14 protein-coding genes and 1 pseudogene are annotated in these 15,069 nt (G+C 66.4%); 10 read left to right on the plus strand and 5 right to left on the minus strand.

Annotated features, from left to right (window positions below):
• The first annotated feature begins 10 nt into the window (after positions 1-10).
• The 10 genes from uvrC to ASG79_RS08855 all read left to right on the plus strand — a co-directional run bounded on the left by uvrC (position 11) and on the right by ASG79_RS08855 (position 10,045).
• Entirely contained in the window at positions 11-2,011 is a 2,001-nt protein-coding gene (gene uvrC, locus ASG79_RS08810; protein ID WP_056390229.1) for an excinuclease ABC subunit UvrC, read from the plus strand.
• 86 nt (positions 2,012-2,097) lie between these two features.
• A complete protein-coding gene (gene rapZ, locus ASG79_RS08815) occupies positions 2,098-3,021 on the plus strand; it encodes an RNase adapter RapZ (protein WP_018771982.1) in 924 nt (307 codons plus the stop codon).
• The gene (locus ASG79_RS08820; protein WP_018771981.1) at positions 3,021-4,040 is read left to right on the plus strand and encodes a gluconeogenesis factor YvcK family protein; all 1,020 of its coding nucleotides are present in this window, start codon (positions 3,021-3,023) and stop codon (positions 4,038-4,040) included. Before rapZ ends, ASG79_RS08820 begins: the two co-directional genes overlap by 1 nt.
• Before the next feature lie 9 nt (positions 4,041-4,049).
• On the plus strand, positions 4,050-5,030 hold the full coding sequence (gene whiA / locus ASG79_RS08825) for a DNA-binding protein WhiA (protein WP_015937022.1): 981 nt from the start codon (positions 4,050-4,052) through the stop codon (positions 5,028-5,030).
• A gap of 102 nt (positions 5,031-5,132) precedes the next feature.
• Positions 5,133-5,759, plus strand: a complete 627-nt coding sequence (locus ASG79_RS08830; protein WP_018771980.1) for a superoxide dismutase — start codon at positions 5,133-5,135, stop codon at positions 5,757-5,759.
• Between the two features lie 261 nt (positions 5,760-6,020).
• A complete protein-coding gene (gene gap, locus ASG79_RS08835) occupies positions 6,021-7,031 on the plus strand; it encodes a type I glyceraldehyde-3-phosphate dehydrogenase (protein WP_018771979.1) in 1,011 nt (336 codons plus the stop codon).
• A 10-nt stretch (positions 7,032-7,041) separates the two neighbouring features.
• Entirely contained in the window at positions 7,042-8,268 is a 1,227-nt protein-coding gene (locus ASG79_RS08840; RefSeq protein WP_056390232.1) for a phosphoglycerate kinase, read from the plus strand.
• Positions 8,269-8,391: 123 nt separating this feature from the next.
• Positions 8,392-9,207 carry a triose-phosphate isomerase gene (tpiA, locus tag ASG79_RS08845; protein ID WP_018771977.1) on the plus strand — a complete coding sequence of 272 codons (816 nt, stop codon included), beginning with the start codon at positions 8,392-8,394 and terminating at the stop codon, positions 9,205-9,207.
• A 48-nt stretch (positions 9,208-9,255) separates the two neighbouring features.
• On the plus strand, positions 9,256-9,513 hold the full coding sequence (secG, locus tag ASG79_RS08850; RefSeq protein WP_018771976.1) for a preprotein translocase subunit SecG: 258 nt from the start codon (positions 9,256-9,258) through the stop codon (positions 9,511-9,513).
• Between the two features lie 136 nt (positions 9,514-9,649).
• Entirely contained in the window at positions 9,650-10,045 is a 396-nt protein-coding gene (locus tag ASG79_RS08855; RefSeq protein ID WP_026266190.1) for an RNA polymerase-binding protein RbpA, read from the plus strand.
• On the opposite strand, the gene pgl is transcribed toward ASG79_RS08855, so the two are convergent.
• The 5 genes and pseudogenes from pgl to ASG79_RS08875 all read right to left on the minus strand — a co-directional run bounded on the left by pgl (position 9,998) and on the right by ASG79_RS08875 (position 15,064).
• Positions 9,998-10,768: a 6-phosphogluconolactonase gene (gene pgl / locus ASG79_RS08860; RefSeq protein WP_235509787.1), complete on the minus strand. Its 771-nt coding sequence runs from the start codon at positions 10,766-10,768 to the stop codon at positions 9,998-10,000. The two genes, ASG79_RS08855 and pgl, sit on opposite strands and share 48 nt — an antisense overlap.
• Before the next feature lie 37 nt (positions 10,769-10,805).
• Positions 10,806-11,360: glucose-6-phosphate dehydrogenase assembly protein OpcA (locus tag ASG79_RS24090; protein ID WP_235509774.1), on the minus strand; the 555-nt coding region annotated here is incomplete at its 5' end.
• A 1-nt stretch (position 11,361) separates the two neighbouring features.
• A pseudogene (locus ASG79_RS24095) lies at positions 11,362-11,861 on the minus strand (glucose-6-phosphate dehydrogenase assembly protein OpcA); the annotation flags it as partial.
• Positions 11,858-13,417 carry a glucose-6-phosphate dehydrogenase gene (gene zwf / locus ASG79_RS08870; RefSeq protein WP_026266207.1) on the minus strand — a complete coding sequence of 520 codons (1,560 nt, stop codon included), beginning with the start codon at positions 13,415-13,417 and terminating at the stop codon, positions 11,858-11,860. The gene zwf and the pseudogene ASG79_RS24095, both read right to left, overlap by 4 nt.
• A 15-nt stretch (positions 13,418-13,432) precedes the next feature.
• Positions 13,433-15,064 (minus strand): glucose-6-phosphate isomerase, encoded by a 1,632-nt coding sequence (locus ASG79_RS08875; RefSeq protein ID WP_018772120.1) that lies wholly within the window; start codon positions 15,062-15,064, stop codon positions 13,433-13,435.
• Between the last annotated feature and the right edge of the window lie 5 nt (positions 15,065-15,069).

Genomic DNA, 15,069 nt, shown 5'->3' on the forward strand with positions numbered 1-15,069 from the left:
GACTTGATAGGTGGCAAATCCAGCAAGTTACCGGCCCAAAACCGGTGAAATCCCCACCAACCCGGGCGTATACCGGTTCCGTGATCCGCACGGCCGGGTCATCTATGTGGGCAAGGCGAAAAGCCTGCGGTCCAGGCTGAACTCGTATTTCGCCAACCCGGCCGGACTGCTGCCCAAGACCTATGCCATGGTGCACGCGGCCAGCAGCGTCGAGTGGACGGTCGTTGGCAGCGAACTCGAGTCGCTGCAGCTGGAATACACCTGGATCAAGGAATTCAAGCCCCGGTTCAATGTGGTGTTCCGGGACGACAAGACCTATCCCTACCTCGCCGTGACCATGAACGAAAAGTACCCCCGGGTACAGGTCATGCGGGGGGACAAGCGGAAGGGGACCCGCTACTTCGGCCCGTACACCGCCGGGGCCATCCGCGAGACCATGGACACCCTGCTCCGCGTCTTCCAGGTCCGGAGCTGCAGCGCCGGCGTCTTCAAGCGGGCGGAGGCCAGCGGGCGGCCGTGCCTGCTGGGATACATCGACAAGTGCTCCGCGCCCTGCGTGGGCCGGATCTCGCCGGAGGACCACAAGGCACTTGCCGAGGATTTCTGCGCCTTCATGGGAGGCGAGGCCAAGCGGTTCATCAACAAGCTGGAAAAGCAGATGGCCGACGCCGTGGCGAGGCTGGACTATGAGCACGCCGCCCGGCTCCGCGACGACATCACGGCCCTGCGCAAGGTCTTCGAACGGAACGCCGTGGTGCTGTCCGAGGACACGGATGCAGACGTCTTCGCCCTGCATGAGGATGAGCTGGAAGCCGCCGTCCAGGTGTTCCACGTCCGCGGCGGCAGGATCCGCGGCCAGCGCGGCTGGGTGGTGGAAAAGGTGGAGGATTTCACCACTCCGGACCTGGTGGAGCACCTGCTCCAGCAGGTCTACGGCGAGGACGGCGACACCCATGGCCGGCTGCCGCGCGAAGTCCTGGTGCCCGTGGCGCCCAGCAACGCGGAGGACCTTGCCAAATGGCTGGGCGGCATCCGTGGCGCCAAGGTGGACATCCGGGTGCCGCAGCGCGGAGACAAGGCGGCGCTGATGTCCACCGTCCGCGAGAATGCCGAGCACGCGCTGAAGCTGCACAAGACGCGGCGCGCCGGGGACCTCACCGTCAGGTCCCAGGCCCTCCAGGAACTCCAGGAGGCACTGGACCTGCCCGTGCCCCTGCTCCGGATCGAATGCTTCGACGTCTCCCATGTCCAGGGCACCAACGTGGTGGCATCCATGGTGGTGGTGGAGGACGGGCTGCCCAAGAAGTCGGACTACCGCAAGTTCTCCATTACCGGCCCCGCGGCCGCCGATGACACGGCGGCCATGCATGATGTCCTGACCCGGCGGTTCCGGCACTACCTGCAGGACAAGTCCGCGCAGGTGGACGAATCCGTCCTGGCATCCGACGGCCTGGAACCGGACGCGGACAGCGCCGTGCTGGACACCACCACTCCTGCACCCAAGGCCAGGTTCGCCTACCCGCCCAACCTGGTGGTGGTGGACGGCGGGCAGCCACAGGTGAACGCAGCGGCCCGCGCCCTGAAGGACCTGGGCATCGACGACGTCTACGTGGTGGGCCTGGCCAAGCGGCTGGAGGAAGTGTGGCTTCCGGACAGCGACTTTCCCGTCATCCTGCCCCGGACCTCCCAGGGGCTGTACCTGCTCCAGCGGATCCGTGACGAGGCGCACCGCTTCGCCATCACCTTCCACCGGCAAAAGCGCGGCAAGGCCATGACCGTGTCCGCGCTGGACGCTGTTCCGGGCCTGGGCGCCTCCAAGCGCAAGGCCCTGCTGGCCCACTTTGGATCGGTCAAGGGCGTGAAGGCCGCAACCGTGGAAGAGCTTTCGCAGGCAAAGGGGATTGGTCCGGCACTCGCCAGCGCCATCGTGAACCACTTCGCCGCTGACGGGCCCGAGGCCGTTGCCGTGCCCGCGATCAACATGACCACCGGCGAAATCATCGAGACTTAGCGGAGTTCCCGGAAATTTAGCTAGGGTAAAGGACGGGCAGTGCCATCACGGCTGCCGGTGGACAACGAGGAAACGGGGCAGGCTTCATGGCAGACACGACGGCGGGATCCGGAGCGGATCAGGACGGGCTGGAGCCCGTCAAACCGCTCGAAGCGGAACTGCTGGTGGTCACCGGAATGTCCGGCGCCGGGCGGAGCACCGCCGCGGACGCCCTGGAGGACCATGGCTGGTATGTCGTGGAGAACCTCCCGCCCCAGATGCTGGGCACGCTGGCGGAGCTTGTTTCGCACGCCCCGCAGTCCATCCCCCGGCTGGCAGTGGTGATCGACGTCCGCAGCAAGGGCCTTTTCGCGGACATCCGCGCAGCCCTGGGCGCACTCGCCGCGAGCGGTGTCACCTTCCGCGTCCTGTTCCTCGACGCCAGCGACAACGTCCTGGTCCGGCGGTTCGAACAGGGGCGGCGGCCCCATCCGCTGCAGGGCGGCGGACGGATCCTGGACGGCATCGCTGCCGAACGTGAGCTGCTGCAGGAACTGCGCGACAGCTCCGACGTCGTCCTCGACACCTCCAACTACAACGTCCACGGGCTGGCCACCGCCATCACCGAACTGTTCAGCGAAACCGGTCCGGTGGCGCTTCGGCTGAATGTCATGAGCTTTGGCTTCAAGTACGGCCTGCCGGTGGACGCCAACTATGTGGCCGATGTCAGGTTCATCCCCAACCCGCACTGGGTACCGCAGCTGCGCCCGCTGACGGGCCTGGACAAGGACGTCAGCGACTACGTGCTCGAGGCCGAAGGCGTCAAGAACTTCGTGGACCGGTATGTCCTGGCACTCGAACCTGTCCTGGAGGGCTACCGCAGGGAGAACAAGCACTACGCCACCATCGCCGTCGGCTGTACGGGCGGCAAGCACCGCTCCGTTGCGGTCGCCGTGGAACTTTCCAAGAAACTTGCGCAGTACCCCCGGGTCACGGTGACCACCGCGCACCGGGATCTGGGCCGCGAATAATGGCACTTTTCACCGGAGCACTGCCCCTGGTGCCGCCTGCCGCCGGCAAGGGCTCGGGCCAGCAGGACAAGGGCCCCAACGTGGTGGCCCTGGGCGGCGGCCACGGCCTTGCGGCCTCGCTGTCCGCGCTCCGCCTGCTCACCTCCGAACTCACTGCGGTGGTCACAGTGGCGGACGACGGCGGGTCGTCGGGGCGTCTGCGCGAGGAGTACGGTGTCCTTCCGCCGGGAGACCTCCGCATGGCGCTGTCTGCGCTCTGCGACGACACCGACTGGGGCCGTACCTGGCGCGATGTCATGCAGCACCGGTTCCGCGCCGCAAAGGGACCCGGCGGATCGCTGGACGAGCACGCCATGGGGAACCTGCTGATCGTCACGCTCTGGGAACTGCTGGGGGACACCGTCGCAGGGCTCAAATGGGCGGGTGCCCTGCTGGGCGCCCGCGGCCAGGTCCTGCCGATGTCCACCGTGCCACTCACCATTGAAGGTGATGTGCGCGTGACCGCACCTGACGGCTCAACCGCGCTGCAAACCATCCACGGCCAGGCCCGCTGTGCCGTGGCAGGCTCACTCGAGGAGGTCCGCCTCCTGCCGAAAGCGGCGCCGGCCTGCACGGACGCCCTGACGGCCATCGAACTGGCGGACTGGGTGGTCCTGGGTCCGGGCTCCTGGTACACGTCCGTCCTGCCGCACCTGCTCCTGCCGGAGATGCGCCAGGCCCTCTGCAGCACCCCCGCCAAACGCTGCCTGACCATGAACCTTGCCACGGACACCAAGGAAACCACGGGCATGACGGCGGCGGACCATCTCCACGTCCTGCGGCGCTACGCGCCGGAGTTCAGCGTGGACGTGGTCCTGGCCGATCCCACCTCCATACCGGACCGCCGGGAGTTCGAGAAGGCCGCCGGCATGATCGGCGCAGAGGTGGTCTTGGGTAAAGTAGGGGCGTCGGGACGCCGCCCTGTCCACGAGCCGCTGCGGCTGGCGACGGCGTACCAGGACATTTTTGGGAACAGTTAGGAAGGTGCCATGGCACTGACAGCATCAGTCAAGGAAGAACTGTCCCGTCTGGACATCAAGAAGTCATCAGTGCGCAAGGCTGAGGTTTCCGCCATGCTCCGGTTTGCCGGGGGACTGCACATCATCTCCGGCCGGATCGTCATCGAGGCGGAAGTGGACCTGGCCTCTACGGCGCGCAGGCTCCGTGCCGCCATCGCAGAGGTCTACGGACACCAAAGCGAAATCATCGTCGTTTCCGCCGGCGGACTCCGGCGCGCCAGCCGCTACGTCGTCCGCGTAGTCCGTGACGGCGAGGCGCTGGCACGCCAGACCGGCCTCCTGGACGGACGCGGACGCCCCGTGCGCGGCCTGCCGTCCGCCGTCGTGAACGGTTCCGCGGCGGACGCCGAGGCCGTCTGGCGCGGGGCCTTCCTGGCCCACGGCTCCCTCACGGAACCCGGCCGGTCATCATCGCTGGAGGTCACCTGCCCGGGGCCGGAATCCGCCCTGGCCCTGGTGGGCGCGGCCCGCCGCCTGGACATCCAGGCCAAGGCCAGGGAAGTCAGGGGAGTGGACCGGGTGGTGATCCGCGACGGTGACACCATCGCCGCACTCCTGACCCGCATGGGAGCCCACGACGCCCTGATGGTCTGGGAGGAGCGCCGCATGCGCAAGGAGGTCAGGGCAACCGCCAACCGCCTCGCCAACTTCGACGACGCCAACCTGCGCCGTTCCGCACAGGCAGCGGTGGCGGCAGGGGCAAGGGTGGACCGGGCACTGGAAATCCTCGGCGACGACGTTCCGGACCACCTGAAGTACGCAGGCGAACTGCGGGTGGCGCACAAGCAGGCCAGCCTGGACGAGCTGGGCCGCCTGGCCGACCCCGTCATGACCAAGGATGCTATTGCCGGCAGGATCCGCCGGCTGCTGGCCATGGCGGACAAGCGCGCCCTTGACCTGGGCATTCCCGGAACGGACGCCAATGTGACGCCCGAAATGCTGGACGAGTAACCGCCCCATAGAATCAAAAGTAATTCCGGGCACCAGCTGCCCGGATGCACAATCCGAGAGTTACCAACCGGGCCTGACGGGTCCACGATATTGGAGGATTTTGTGACCGAGTACGTATTGCCGGAACTCAGCTACGACTACGCCGCCCTCGAACCGCACATTTCCGCGCGGATCATGGAACTGCACCACAGCAAGCACCACGCCGCCTACGTGGCAGGCGCCAACAACGCCCTCGCCCAGTTGGCCGAGGCGCGCGAAAAGGGCGACTTCGCCAACATCAACCGGCTTTCCAAGGACCTCGCGTTCCACACCGGCGGCCACATCAACCACTCCGTGTTCTGGAAGAACCTCTCCCCGGACGGCGGCGACAAGCCCGAGGGCGAGCTGGCTGCCGCGATCGATGACGCCTTCGGCTCCTTCGATGCCTTCCGTGCACAGTTCTCCGCCGCTGCCCTGGGCCTCCAGGGATCGGGCTGGGGCTTCCTCGCCTACGAGCCCATCGGCGGAAACCTCGTCATCGAGCAGCTGTACGACCAGCAGGGCAACACGGCACTGGGAACCACCCCGCTGCTGATGCTGGACATGTGGGAGCACGCCTTCTACCTGGACTACGTCAACGTGAAGGCCGACTACGTCAAGGCCTTCTGGAACATCGTCAACTGGGCGGACGTTGCCAAGCGATTCGAGGCAGCACGCACCAACGCCACGGGACTCATCACCCTCCCGTAGTGGGCGGCACCATACCCTGCTGTAACAAACTTCACATTCGGACTTAAACCACCCGCAATGTGGACCGTCCGCCCCCGCACTTGCGGGGGCGGACCCAGTTAAACGTAAGATAGGTCACGGAAGGCGGTTAGCCTTCAGCAATGAGGCTGGTCGCCCTCCGTTTGTAAATCATCTCTGCCCAATGGCGTGCGGGATCTGTTAGTTGGCTTGATAGCCCGCTCAACTAGTTGTGCTTCTGAAAGCACCAAGGAGACTGAAAAAGTGACGACCCGTATTGGTATCAACGGCTTTGGCCGTATTGGCCGCAACTACTTCCGCGCAGCCCTGGCACAGGGCGCCGACCTGGAGATCGTTGCAGTCAACGACCTCACCAGCCCCGAAGCCCTGGCCCACCTGTTCAAGTACGACTCCGTGGGCGGCCGCCTGAAGGAAACCATTGAGGTCAAGGACGGCAACATCGTCGTCAACGGCAACGTCGTCAAGGTACTGGCTGAGCGCGACCCCGCCAACCTCCCCTGGGGCGAACTGGGAGTGGACATCGTCATCGAGTCCACCGGCTTCTTCACCAAGGCCGCCGATGCCCGGAAGCACATCGATGCCGGCGCCAAGAAGGTCCTGATCTCCGCTCCCGCCTCGGACGAGGACATCACCATCGTGATGGGCGTGAACCACAACCTGTACGACAACGCCACGCACCACATCATCTCCAACGCCTCCTGCACCACCAACTGCCTCGGCCCGCTGGCTAAGGTGGTCAACGACGAATTCGGCATCGAACGCGGCCTGATGACCACCGTCCACGCCTACACCGCAGACCAGAACCTGCAGGACGGCCCGCACAAGGACCTGCGCCGCGCCCGCGCTGCCGCCATCAACATGGTCCCCACTTCCACCGGCGCCGCCAAGGCCATCGGCCTGGTCCTGCCTGAGCTGAAGGGCAAGCTGGACGGCTACGCCATCCGCGTTCCCGTGCCCACCGGCTCGGCCACCGACCTCACCGTCACCGTCTCCCGCGAGACCACCGTGGAGGAAGTCAACGCAGCCCTCAAGCGCGCCGCCGAATCCGAGGAACTGCAGGGCTTCCTGACCTACACGGACGAGCCCATCGTGTCCTCCGACATCGTCGGCGACCCCGCATCCTCCATCTTCGACTCCGGCCTGACCAAGGTCATCGGCAACCAGGTCAAGGTTGTTTCCTGGTATGACAACGAATGGGGCTACTCCAACCGCCTCGTAGACCTTACGGAGCTCGTCGCATCCAAGCTGGGCTAGGGTTAGACACATGACATCTCACACCCTCAACGAACTGATCGCTGAAGGTGTCCGCGGGCGGTACATTCTGGTTCGAAGTGACCTGAATGTGCCGCTCGACGGCTCTACAGTCACTGATGATGGCCGTATCAAGGCCTCCCTGCCAGTGCTGCAAAAGCTCACGGACGCCGGTGCCCGCGTGCTGGTAACAGCCCACCTCGGACGCCCCAAGGGCGCCCCGGAAGACAAGTACTCCCTCCGCCCCGCAGTGGACCGCCTCGCCGAACTGGCAGGCTTCAAGGTCACCCTTGCAGCCGACACCGTCGGCGATGCCGCCAAGGCAGCCGCCGCGTCGCTGCAGGACGGTGAAGCGCTGGTCCTTGAGAACGTCCGCTTCGACGCCCGCGAAACCAGCAAGGACGACGCTGAACGCGGAGCCTTCGCGGATGAGCTCGTGGCGCTCACCGGCGGCAACGGCGCCTACGTGGATGACGCCTTCGGCGCCGTCCACCGCAAGCATGCCAGTGTCTATGACGTCGCCACCCGGCTTCCGTCATACCAGGGCGACCTGGTGCACACCGAAGTGGAAGTCCTCCGAAAGCTGACCACCGACACCCAGCGCCCCTATGTGGTGGTGCTCGGCGGCTCCAAGGTCTCGGACAAGCTCGCGGTCATCGACAACCTGATCGGCAAGGCTGACACCATCCTGGTGGGCGGCGGCATGCTCTTCACGTTCCTGGCGGCAGCAGGCCACAAGGTTGGCTCCAGCCTCCTTGAGGAGGACCAGATCACCGTCGTCAAGGACTACCTGAAGCGCGCGGCCGATGCCGGCACGGAATTCGTTGTCCCCACGGACGTTGTGGTGGCAGAGAAGTTCGCCGCCGACGCCAGGCACGAGACCGTGGCAGCCGACGCCATTGAAGGCAGCAGCTTCGGCGCCCAGGGCATCGGCCTGGACATTGGGCCGGATACAGCGGCTGCCTTCTCCGAACGGATCAAGGGCGCGCGGACAGTCTTTTGGAACGGCCCCATGGGTGTCTTCGAATTCGAGGCATTCTCGGCCGGCACCCGTGCAATCGCCCAGGCCCTCACCGAAACCGGCGGGTTCACCGTGGTGGGCGGAGGGGACTCCGCTGCCGCCGTGCGCACGCTGGGTTTCAGTGATGACCAGTTCGGACACATTTCCACTGGCGGCGGCGCCAGCCTGGAATACCTTGAAGGCAAGGAACTCCCCGGCCTCAGCGTCCTGGACCGGTAGGGCCAGGCCGGTAGAACCACCGCTGCTTTCCCAGCAGTAAACGGACTTCGCAGTCCTCCGGCCGGCAGGTTGCCCGCGGCAGCCTGCCGGCCGCACACATATCAAGAACTTTTTGGAGATTACGTGACTACGTCAACGAACGGCGCTTTCGACCGCAAGCCCTTCATCGCGGGCAACTGGAAAATGAACATGGACCACGTCCAGGGCATTACGCTCCTGCAGAAGCTGGCCTGGACCCTCTCCGACGCCAAGCACGACTACAGCCGCGTCGAGGTGGCCGTCTTCCCGCCGTTCACGGACCTCCGCGGTGTCCAGACCCTGGTCCAGGGCGACGACCTGCAGGTCGCCTACGGCGGCCAGGACCTGTCCCAGTTCGACTCAGGAGCCTACACCGGCGACATTTCCGGGCAGTTCCTGAACAAGCTCGGCTGCAAGTACGTCCTGGTGGGCCATAGCGAACGCCGCACCATCCACAACGAATCCGATGACGTCCTCAACGCCAAGGTCAAGGCCGCCTTCAGGCACGGGGTCACCCCGGTCCTCTGCGTCGGCGAAGGCCTTGAGATCCGCCAGGCCGGAACCCACGTCGACCACACGCTGCAGCAGCTCCGTGCCGGAGTGTCCGGCCTGACGGCCGAACAGGCCGCCGAACTGGTGGTGGCCTACGAGCCCGTCTGGGCCATCGGCACCGGTGAAGTGGCAGGACCGGAGGACGCACAGGAAATGTGCGCCGCCATCCGCGCCGAGCTGGAATCGCTGTTCGGTGCCGGGACAGCCGGCAAGACCCGCCTTCTCTACGGCGGTTCGGTAAAGGCCAACAACGCGGCAGCGATCCTGCAGGAACGCGACGTGGACGGCCTGCTGGTGGGAGGCGCAAGCCTCGACCCCGCCGAGTTTGCTAATATTGTCAGGTTCGAGAGCCACCTGGTCGCGGACTAGTCCCCAGCCAGCGAAAACTCCCGCAATCCCAACTTCTGAAAGGCCGTCGTGGACGTTCTTCATGTCATTCTGCAGATCCTCCTGGGCATCACCAGCCTCCTGCTGACGCTGCTGATCCTCCTGCACAAGGGACGCGGCGGCGGGTTGTCCGACATGTTCGGCGGCGGCATGAGCTCGGGCCTCAGCTCTTCAGGCGTGGCAGAACGGAACCTCAACCGCTTCACCATCATCCTGGGCGTGACGTGGGGCGTGGTGATCATCGCCCTTGGCCTGATCATGCGGTTCAGCGGGACCGGGGATTCCTGACCCCTGCTGTACAAGGTCCTTTAGGCCCTGCCGCCCGGTAGGCCTGCCAATTAGACTGTGGCTGTCGGTTCACCCGGCGGCCACAGTCTTGTTTAAGCTGCAGGTCCCCGGCGTCCGCTTCGAGGCAGGAGTCGTAATGGTCCATCCGTCATCAGGCTTCCGGGGCACCCGCGCCGGGGTTACTGCAGGGTCCGGGTCGAGCCTGCAGTCCAACGACTCGTCCCCGCGCCCTCTTCCCCGTATCCGGGTGTCCTATTGGTGTGCCAGGGGGCATGAGACGCAGCCCGTGTTCCTGAAGATGCCCGAGGACCAGATTCCCGCGACGTGGGACTGCAGGCGTTGTGGCGGACCCGCCACCAGGGACGGACGGGCCGCGGCTGCTGACGACCCTTTCGACGACGGCTACAAGAGCCATCTGGAATACGTTAAAGAACGGCGCTCCGCCCAGGACGCCGAAGACGTCCTGGCCGGAGCGCTGGAAAAGCTACGCGCCCGCGGCGTCCTTCCGGACCAACTGCTGCGGGACACGTGAGGCTGCATTCTCGTCAATCAACCACAGGGTACGGGACGTTCCACGGGGGCCGGACGCCGGTACCTGCACAGGGTTGGCCCCGGCCAGGGCCAGCCCCACAGCTCCTGCCTTGTCCTCACCGGCCACAACCATCCAAACCTCCGCCGCCGTATTGATGGCGGGAAGGGTCAGCGAGATCCGCAGCGGCGGCGGCTTGGGGGAGTTCCTGACACCCACCACCGTGCGCTCCTTTTCGCGGATGCCGGCCTGTTCCGGAAACAGCGATGCGATGTGTGCGTCGGGCCCCACGCCGAGCAGCACCACGTCCAGCCGGGGGAGCAACGACGGCTCCTCCGGCCGGTCGTCGGACATGTCGGCCGCGTGTTCGTCTGCTGCGGCTTCCCGCAGCTGGCGGGCGTAGTCCTCGGCGGCTTCCTCCGGAGTGCCGAACTCATCCGAAGAACCAGGGGAGTGCACCCGGTCCGGATCGACGGGGATGTGGGACAGCAGTGCGTCGAACGCCTGTCTGGTATTTCGCTCAGGATCGGCAGACCCGACGAATCGTTCGTCGCCCCACCAGAAGTTGACCTTGGACCAGTCGACGGCGGGCGCTGCCGGTGAGTCCGCAACCGCCTTCAGCGTGCCGATCCCCACGGTTCCCCCGGTGAGCACCACGGTGGCTTCGCCGTACTTGTCCTGCACATCAACGAGCTTGGTGATCAGGCGGGCCGCGATGGCGGCCATGAGGACGGACGAATCTGGATGGATGCTTACTCGTGGGTCAACGCTCACTGGGTCGGACGCTCCTTAGATTGGTACGTGGCAGTCCCATAGTAATCACTTCCCCGAAGACTTCGTCCGGGTCGAGGCGGCGGAGTTCTTCGGCGAGGCAGTCGCGGAGGCTGCGGCGTGGGAGGGAGATCCGTTGGGCGGGTTGGCCGGGTTGGGTGAGTTCGGCGACGGAAAGTCCGGGGCGGAAGAGCTGGACGTCGCCGCCGGGGCGGCTGAGGCGGACGCGGCGGATGCCGGTCCCTGCCGGGTCCGCGACGATGGTCACGGGTGCGTCCAGGGTCAGGGTGAGCCAGGCTGCCAGCAGGATGGTGGAGGGTGAGTCCGAGGCGCCTTCGACCGCGACGGCCGTGACCGGTGAGGAGTCCACTTCGTCCAGGGCTGCCGCGAGCTGGATCCTCCAGTTGGTCAGCCGGGTCCAGGCGAGGTCGGTATCGCCGGCCTTGTAGGTGCGGTGGATCCGTTCCAATGCGGCCTGGGGGTCGGGTTCGTTCGCGGAGTCGGTGATCCTGCGGTGCGCGATCGCGCCGATGGAGGTCTCGCACGCNTCGCCGGCCTTGTAGGTGCGGTGGATCCGTTCCAATGCGGCCTGGGGGTCGGGTTCGTTCGCGGAGTCGGTGATCCTGCGGTGCGCGATCGCGCCGATGGAGGTCTCGCACGCGTTCGCGGGGGCGCCGTGCGGCCACCAGGCCACGATCGGGGCGTCCGGAAGCAGCAGCGCGGCCACCAGGGACTCGGACTCGTGGGCCAGTTGGCCGTAGCCGCGCAGCACGATCACTTCCGAGGCGCCGGCGTCCCCGCCGACCCGGATCTGCGCGTCGAGCCGGTCCTCGGCGTCCTTCCCGGCGTCGGCGAGGACGATGATCCGGCAGGGGTGTTCCCGGCTGGCGTCGTTCGCGGCCTCGATCGCTTCTTCCTCGAGCCCGGACTTGGTCACGACCACCAGGGTCAGGACCCGGCCCAGCGCGATCACGCCGCCCTGCTCGCGCAGGGCCATGAGTTTCTTGGACACCTTTGAGGTGGTGGTGTCGGGCAGGTTAACGATCATGGCCTTCTCCAGGTTCGTCCGTCACGGGCCAGCAGCTCATCGGCCGAGGCGGGGCCCCAGGAACCGGGGGCGTAGGGTTCGGGCTGCTCACTCAGGGACGCCCAGTATTCCTCGAACGGGTCAAGGATCTTCCAGGACAGCTCCACTTCCTCATGCCTCGGGAACAGCGGCGGCTCACCCAGAAGCACGTCCAGGATCAGCCGCTCGTACGCCTCCGGCGAGGACTCCGTGAACGAGTGCCCGTAGCCGAAGTCCATGGTCACGTCGCGGACTTCCATTTGCGTGCCCGGGACCTTGGAACCGAACCGGATGGTCACGCCCTCATCGGGCTGGACCCGGATCACCACGGCGTTCTGCCCGAAGTCATCCTCCCCGTGGTCACGGAACAACAGGTTCGGGGCGCGCTTGAAGACCACCGCGATTTCGGTCACGCGCCGGCCCAGGCGCTTGCCGGCCCGCAGGTAGAACGGCACTCCGGACCAGCGGCGGGTGTGGATGTCCACCCGGACAGCGGCGTAGGTTTCGGTGGTGGAATCGGCGGGGATGCCTTCTTCCTCCAGGTAGCCCTGGACCTGCTCGCCGCCCTGCCAGCCGCCGGTGAACTGCCCGCGGGCCGAGTGCGTGGACAGGTCGTCCGGGAGCTTGACCGCGGCGAGGACTTTTTCCTTCTCTGCCCGCAGGTCATCGGCGTTGAAGGAGATCGGCTCCTCCATCGCCGTCAAAGCGAGCAGCTGCAGCAGGTGGTTCTGGATCACGTCGCGGGCCGCGCCCACGCCGTCGTAATATCCTGCCCGGCCGCCGGTGCCGATGTCCTCGGCCATGGTGATCTGGACATGGTCCACGTAGTTGGCGTTCCACAACGGCTCGAACAACTGGTTCGCGAAACGCAGCGCCAGGATGTTCTGCACCGTTTCCTTGCCCAGGTAATGGTCAATCCGGAACACCGCGTCCGGCGGGAACACCGATTCGACGATGTCGTTCAACTGCCTGGCCGACTGCAGGTCGTGACCGAACGGCTTTTCGATCACCACGCGCCGCCATTTGTCCCCCTCGGCCTGCGCCAGGCCGTGCTTGGAGAGCTGCCGGCAGACCTGCTCGAACGCCTTGGGCGGGATCGACAAGTAGAACGCGTGGTTCCCCCGGGTGCCCCGGACGTCGTCGAGTTCCTTGATGGTCTCACCAAGGCGCTCAAAGGCCGCGTCGTCGTCGAACTCGCCCTGGACAAACCGGATGCCCTCGGACAACTGGTTCCACACGGCCTCATCGAACGGCGTCCGCGCATGGGCCTGCACCGAGGCCTTCACCTCGGCGGCGAAATCTTCCTTGTCCCACTCCCGGCGGGCAAAACCCACCAGCGCGAAACTCGGCGGCAACAGCCCGCGGTTGGCAAGGTCATACACCGCAGGCATGAGCTTCTTCCGGGCCAAATCACCCGTGACCCCAAAGAGTACCAACGACGACGGACCGGCAATCCGGTTCAAACGGCGGTCACGCGGATCGCGCAACGGATTACGCCCGCGGCCCGCGCCCTTCCTGCCGTATTCAGTTTCTGGCATGGTTGCTTCTGCGCCTTAGCTTTCGGTAGCGGATGCGCGGGTGGACAGGGCAGCGACGATGTCCTGCAGCTGCGCCACGCCGGCGGCACGGTCGGTGAGGTGGAGGCGGAGCACGGGACGTCCGTGCCCACCCAGGACCTGGGCGTCGCCTGCTGCCTGTGCGGCGATGAGTTCGCCAAAGCTGAAGGGCCGGTCCGGGATCCCCAGATCCTCGGCGGGGGTGGCGGTGACCTGGAGGAACACGCCAATGGCGGGACCGCCCTTGTGGAACTGGCCGGTGGAGTGCAGGAAGCGCGGACCCCAGCCGAACGTCACCGGACGGCCGGTCGCGGCGGCAAGTTCGTCCCGGATACCCTCCAGCCCGGCGAACGCCAGCCGGTCGAAGTACGCCTGGACGCTCAGGTAGCTGTCCGCGGCCAGGGTGCCCAGCAGGGCCTTGACGGCGCCCTCCGCCGTGGCGGCGTTTCCGAGCCAGTCCCCGCCGCGCACCTCAATGGCGCCGTCGACGAATGCCGCAGGCGTGGGCTCCGGCTGGGCGTCCAGCAGCCCACGCGCTGCCACCTTGGCGGCCTCAACGTCGGGCTGGTCGAAGGGGTTGATCCCCAGCAGGCGCCCCGCAACGGCGGTGGCGAACTCCCACACCATCATCTGGGTGGCAAGGCCGCCGGCAATGGCCACCTGGTTGTCACCGGGTTCGACGTCGGCATCCGCGGCGACGAGCCGCACCACCAGGACGTCGGGGGCACCGGAGGTTACCTCCGGGGCCTGCGGCCCCGCGACGACCGGCAGGATCCCGGTTCCCAGCTTGCCCGTGGACTCGGCGATGAGCTGCTCAGCCCAGTCCGCGAAGCCAACGATGCCGGAGCCGTCCTCGGCGATGACGACCTTGTTCCGCAGCGGGCTGGTTCCGCCCAGCGCGGCGCCCAGTGCCAACCCGATGTTTTCAGGGGCGTCGTCGTTGAGGATCTCGGCAGCTTCCTCGGCTTCGTCCAGGAATGCCTGGATGTCCACGCCGGCCAGGCCGGAAGGAACCAGGCCGAACGCTGTCAGCGCGGAGTAGCGGCCGCCCACGTTGGGGTCGGCGTTGAAGACGGCGCGGTAGCCGGCTTCGCGGGAGGCCTTGTCCAGCGGCGATCCCGGGTCCGTCACGATGATGATCCGGCTCTTGGCGTCCACGCCGGCCTCGGTGAAGGCCTGCTCGAAAATCCGGCGCTGCGAGTCGGTCTCCAGGGTGGAGCCGGACTTGGACGAGACCACGATTGCGGTCTGGCCCAGCCGGTCCGCCAGGGCAGCCCGGACCTGGTCCGGGTCCGTGCTGTCCAGCACTGTCAGCTCGACGCCGGCGGTGCCAGCAATGACCTCAGGGGCCAGCGAGGATCCGCCCATGCCGCAGAGCACGATCCTGCTCACTCCCTCCGCGCGCAGGGCGTCGCGGAGTTCCAGGATGTCCTTGACCAAAGGCTGTGAGACTGTTGCCGCCTCCACCCACCCAAGGCGGATTGCCGACTCCGATTCGGCGTCCGGACCCCACAGGGTGTGGTCCTTGGCGAAGATCCGCGTGGCGACCCGGTCCTCCACCAGGGCGGGAAGGTGCTGTTCAAGCGCGTGCTGGGCAGCGCCGGTGGCGTCGAAGCTGAGAGTGCTCATAGGTG

The sequence above is a fragment of the Arthrobacter sp. Soil761 genome, assembly GCF_001428325.1.
In the GTDB taxonomy this organism is placed as follows: Bacteria; Actinomycetota; Actinomycetes; order Actinomycetales; family Micrococcaceae; genus Arthrobacter.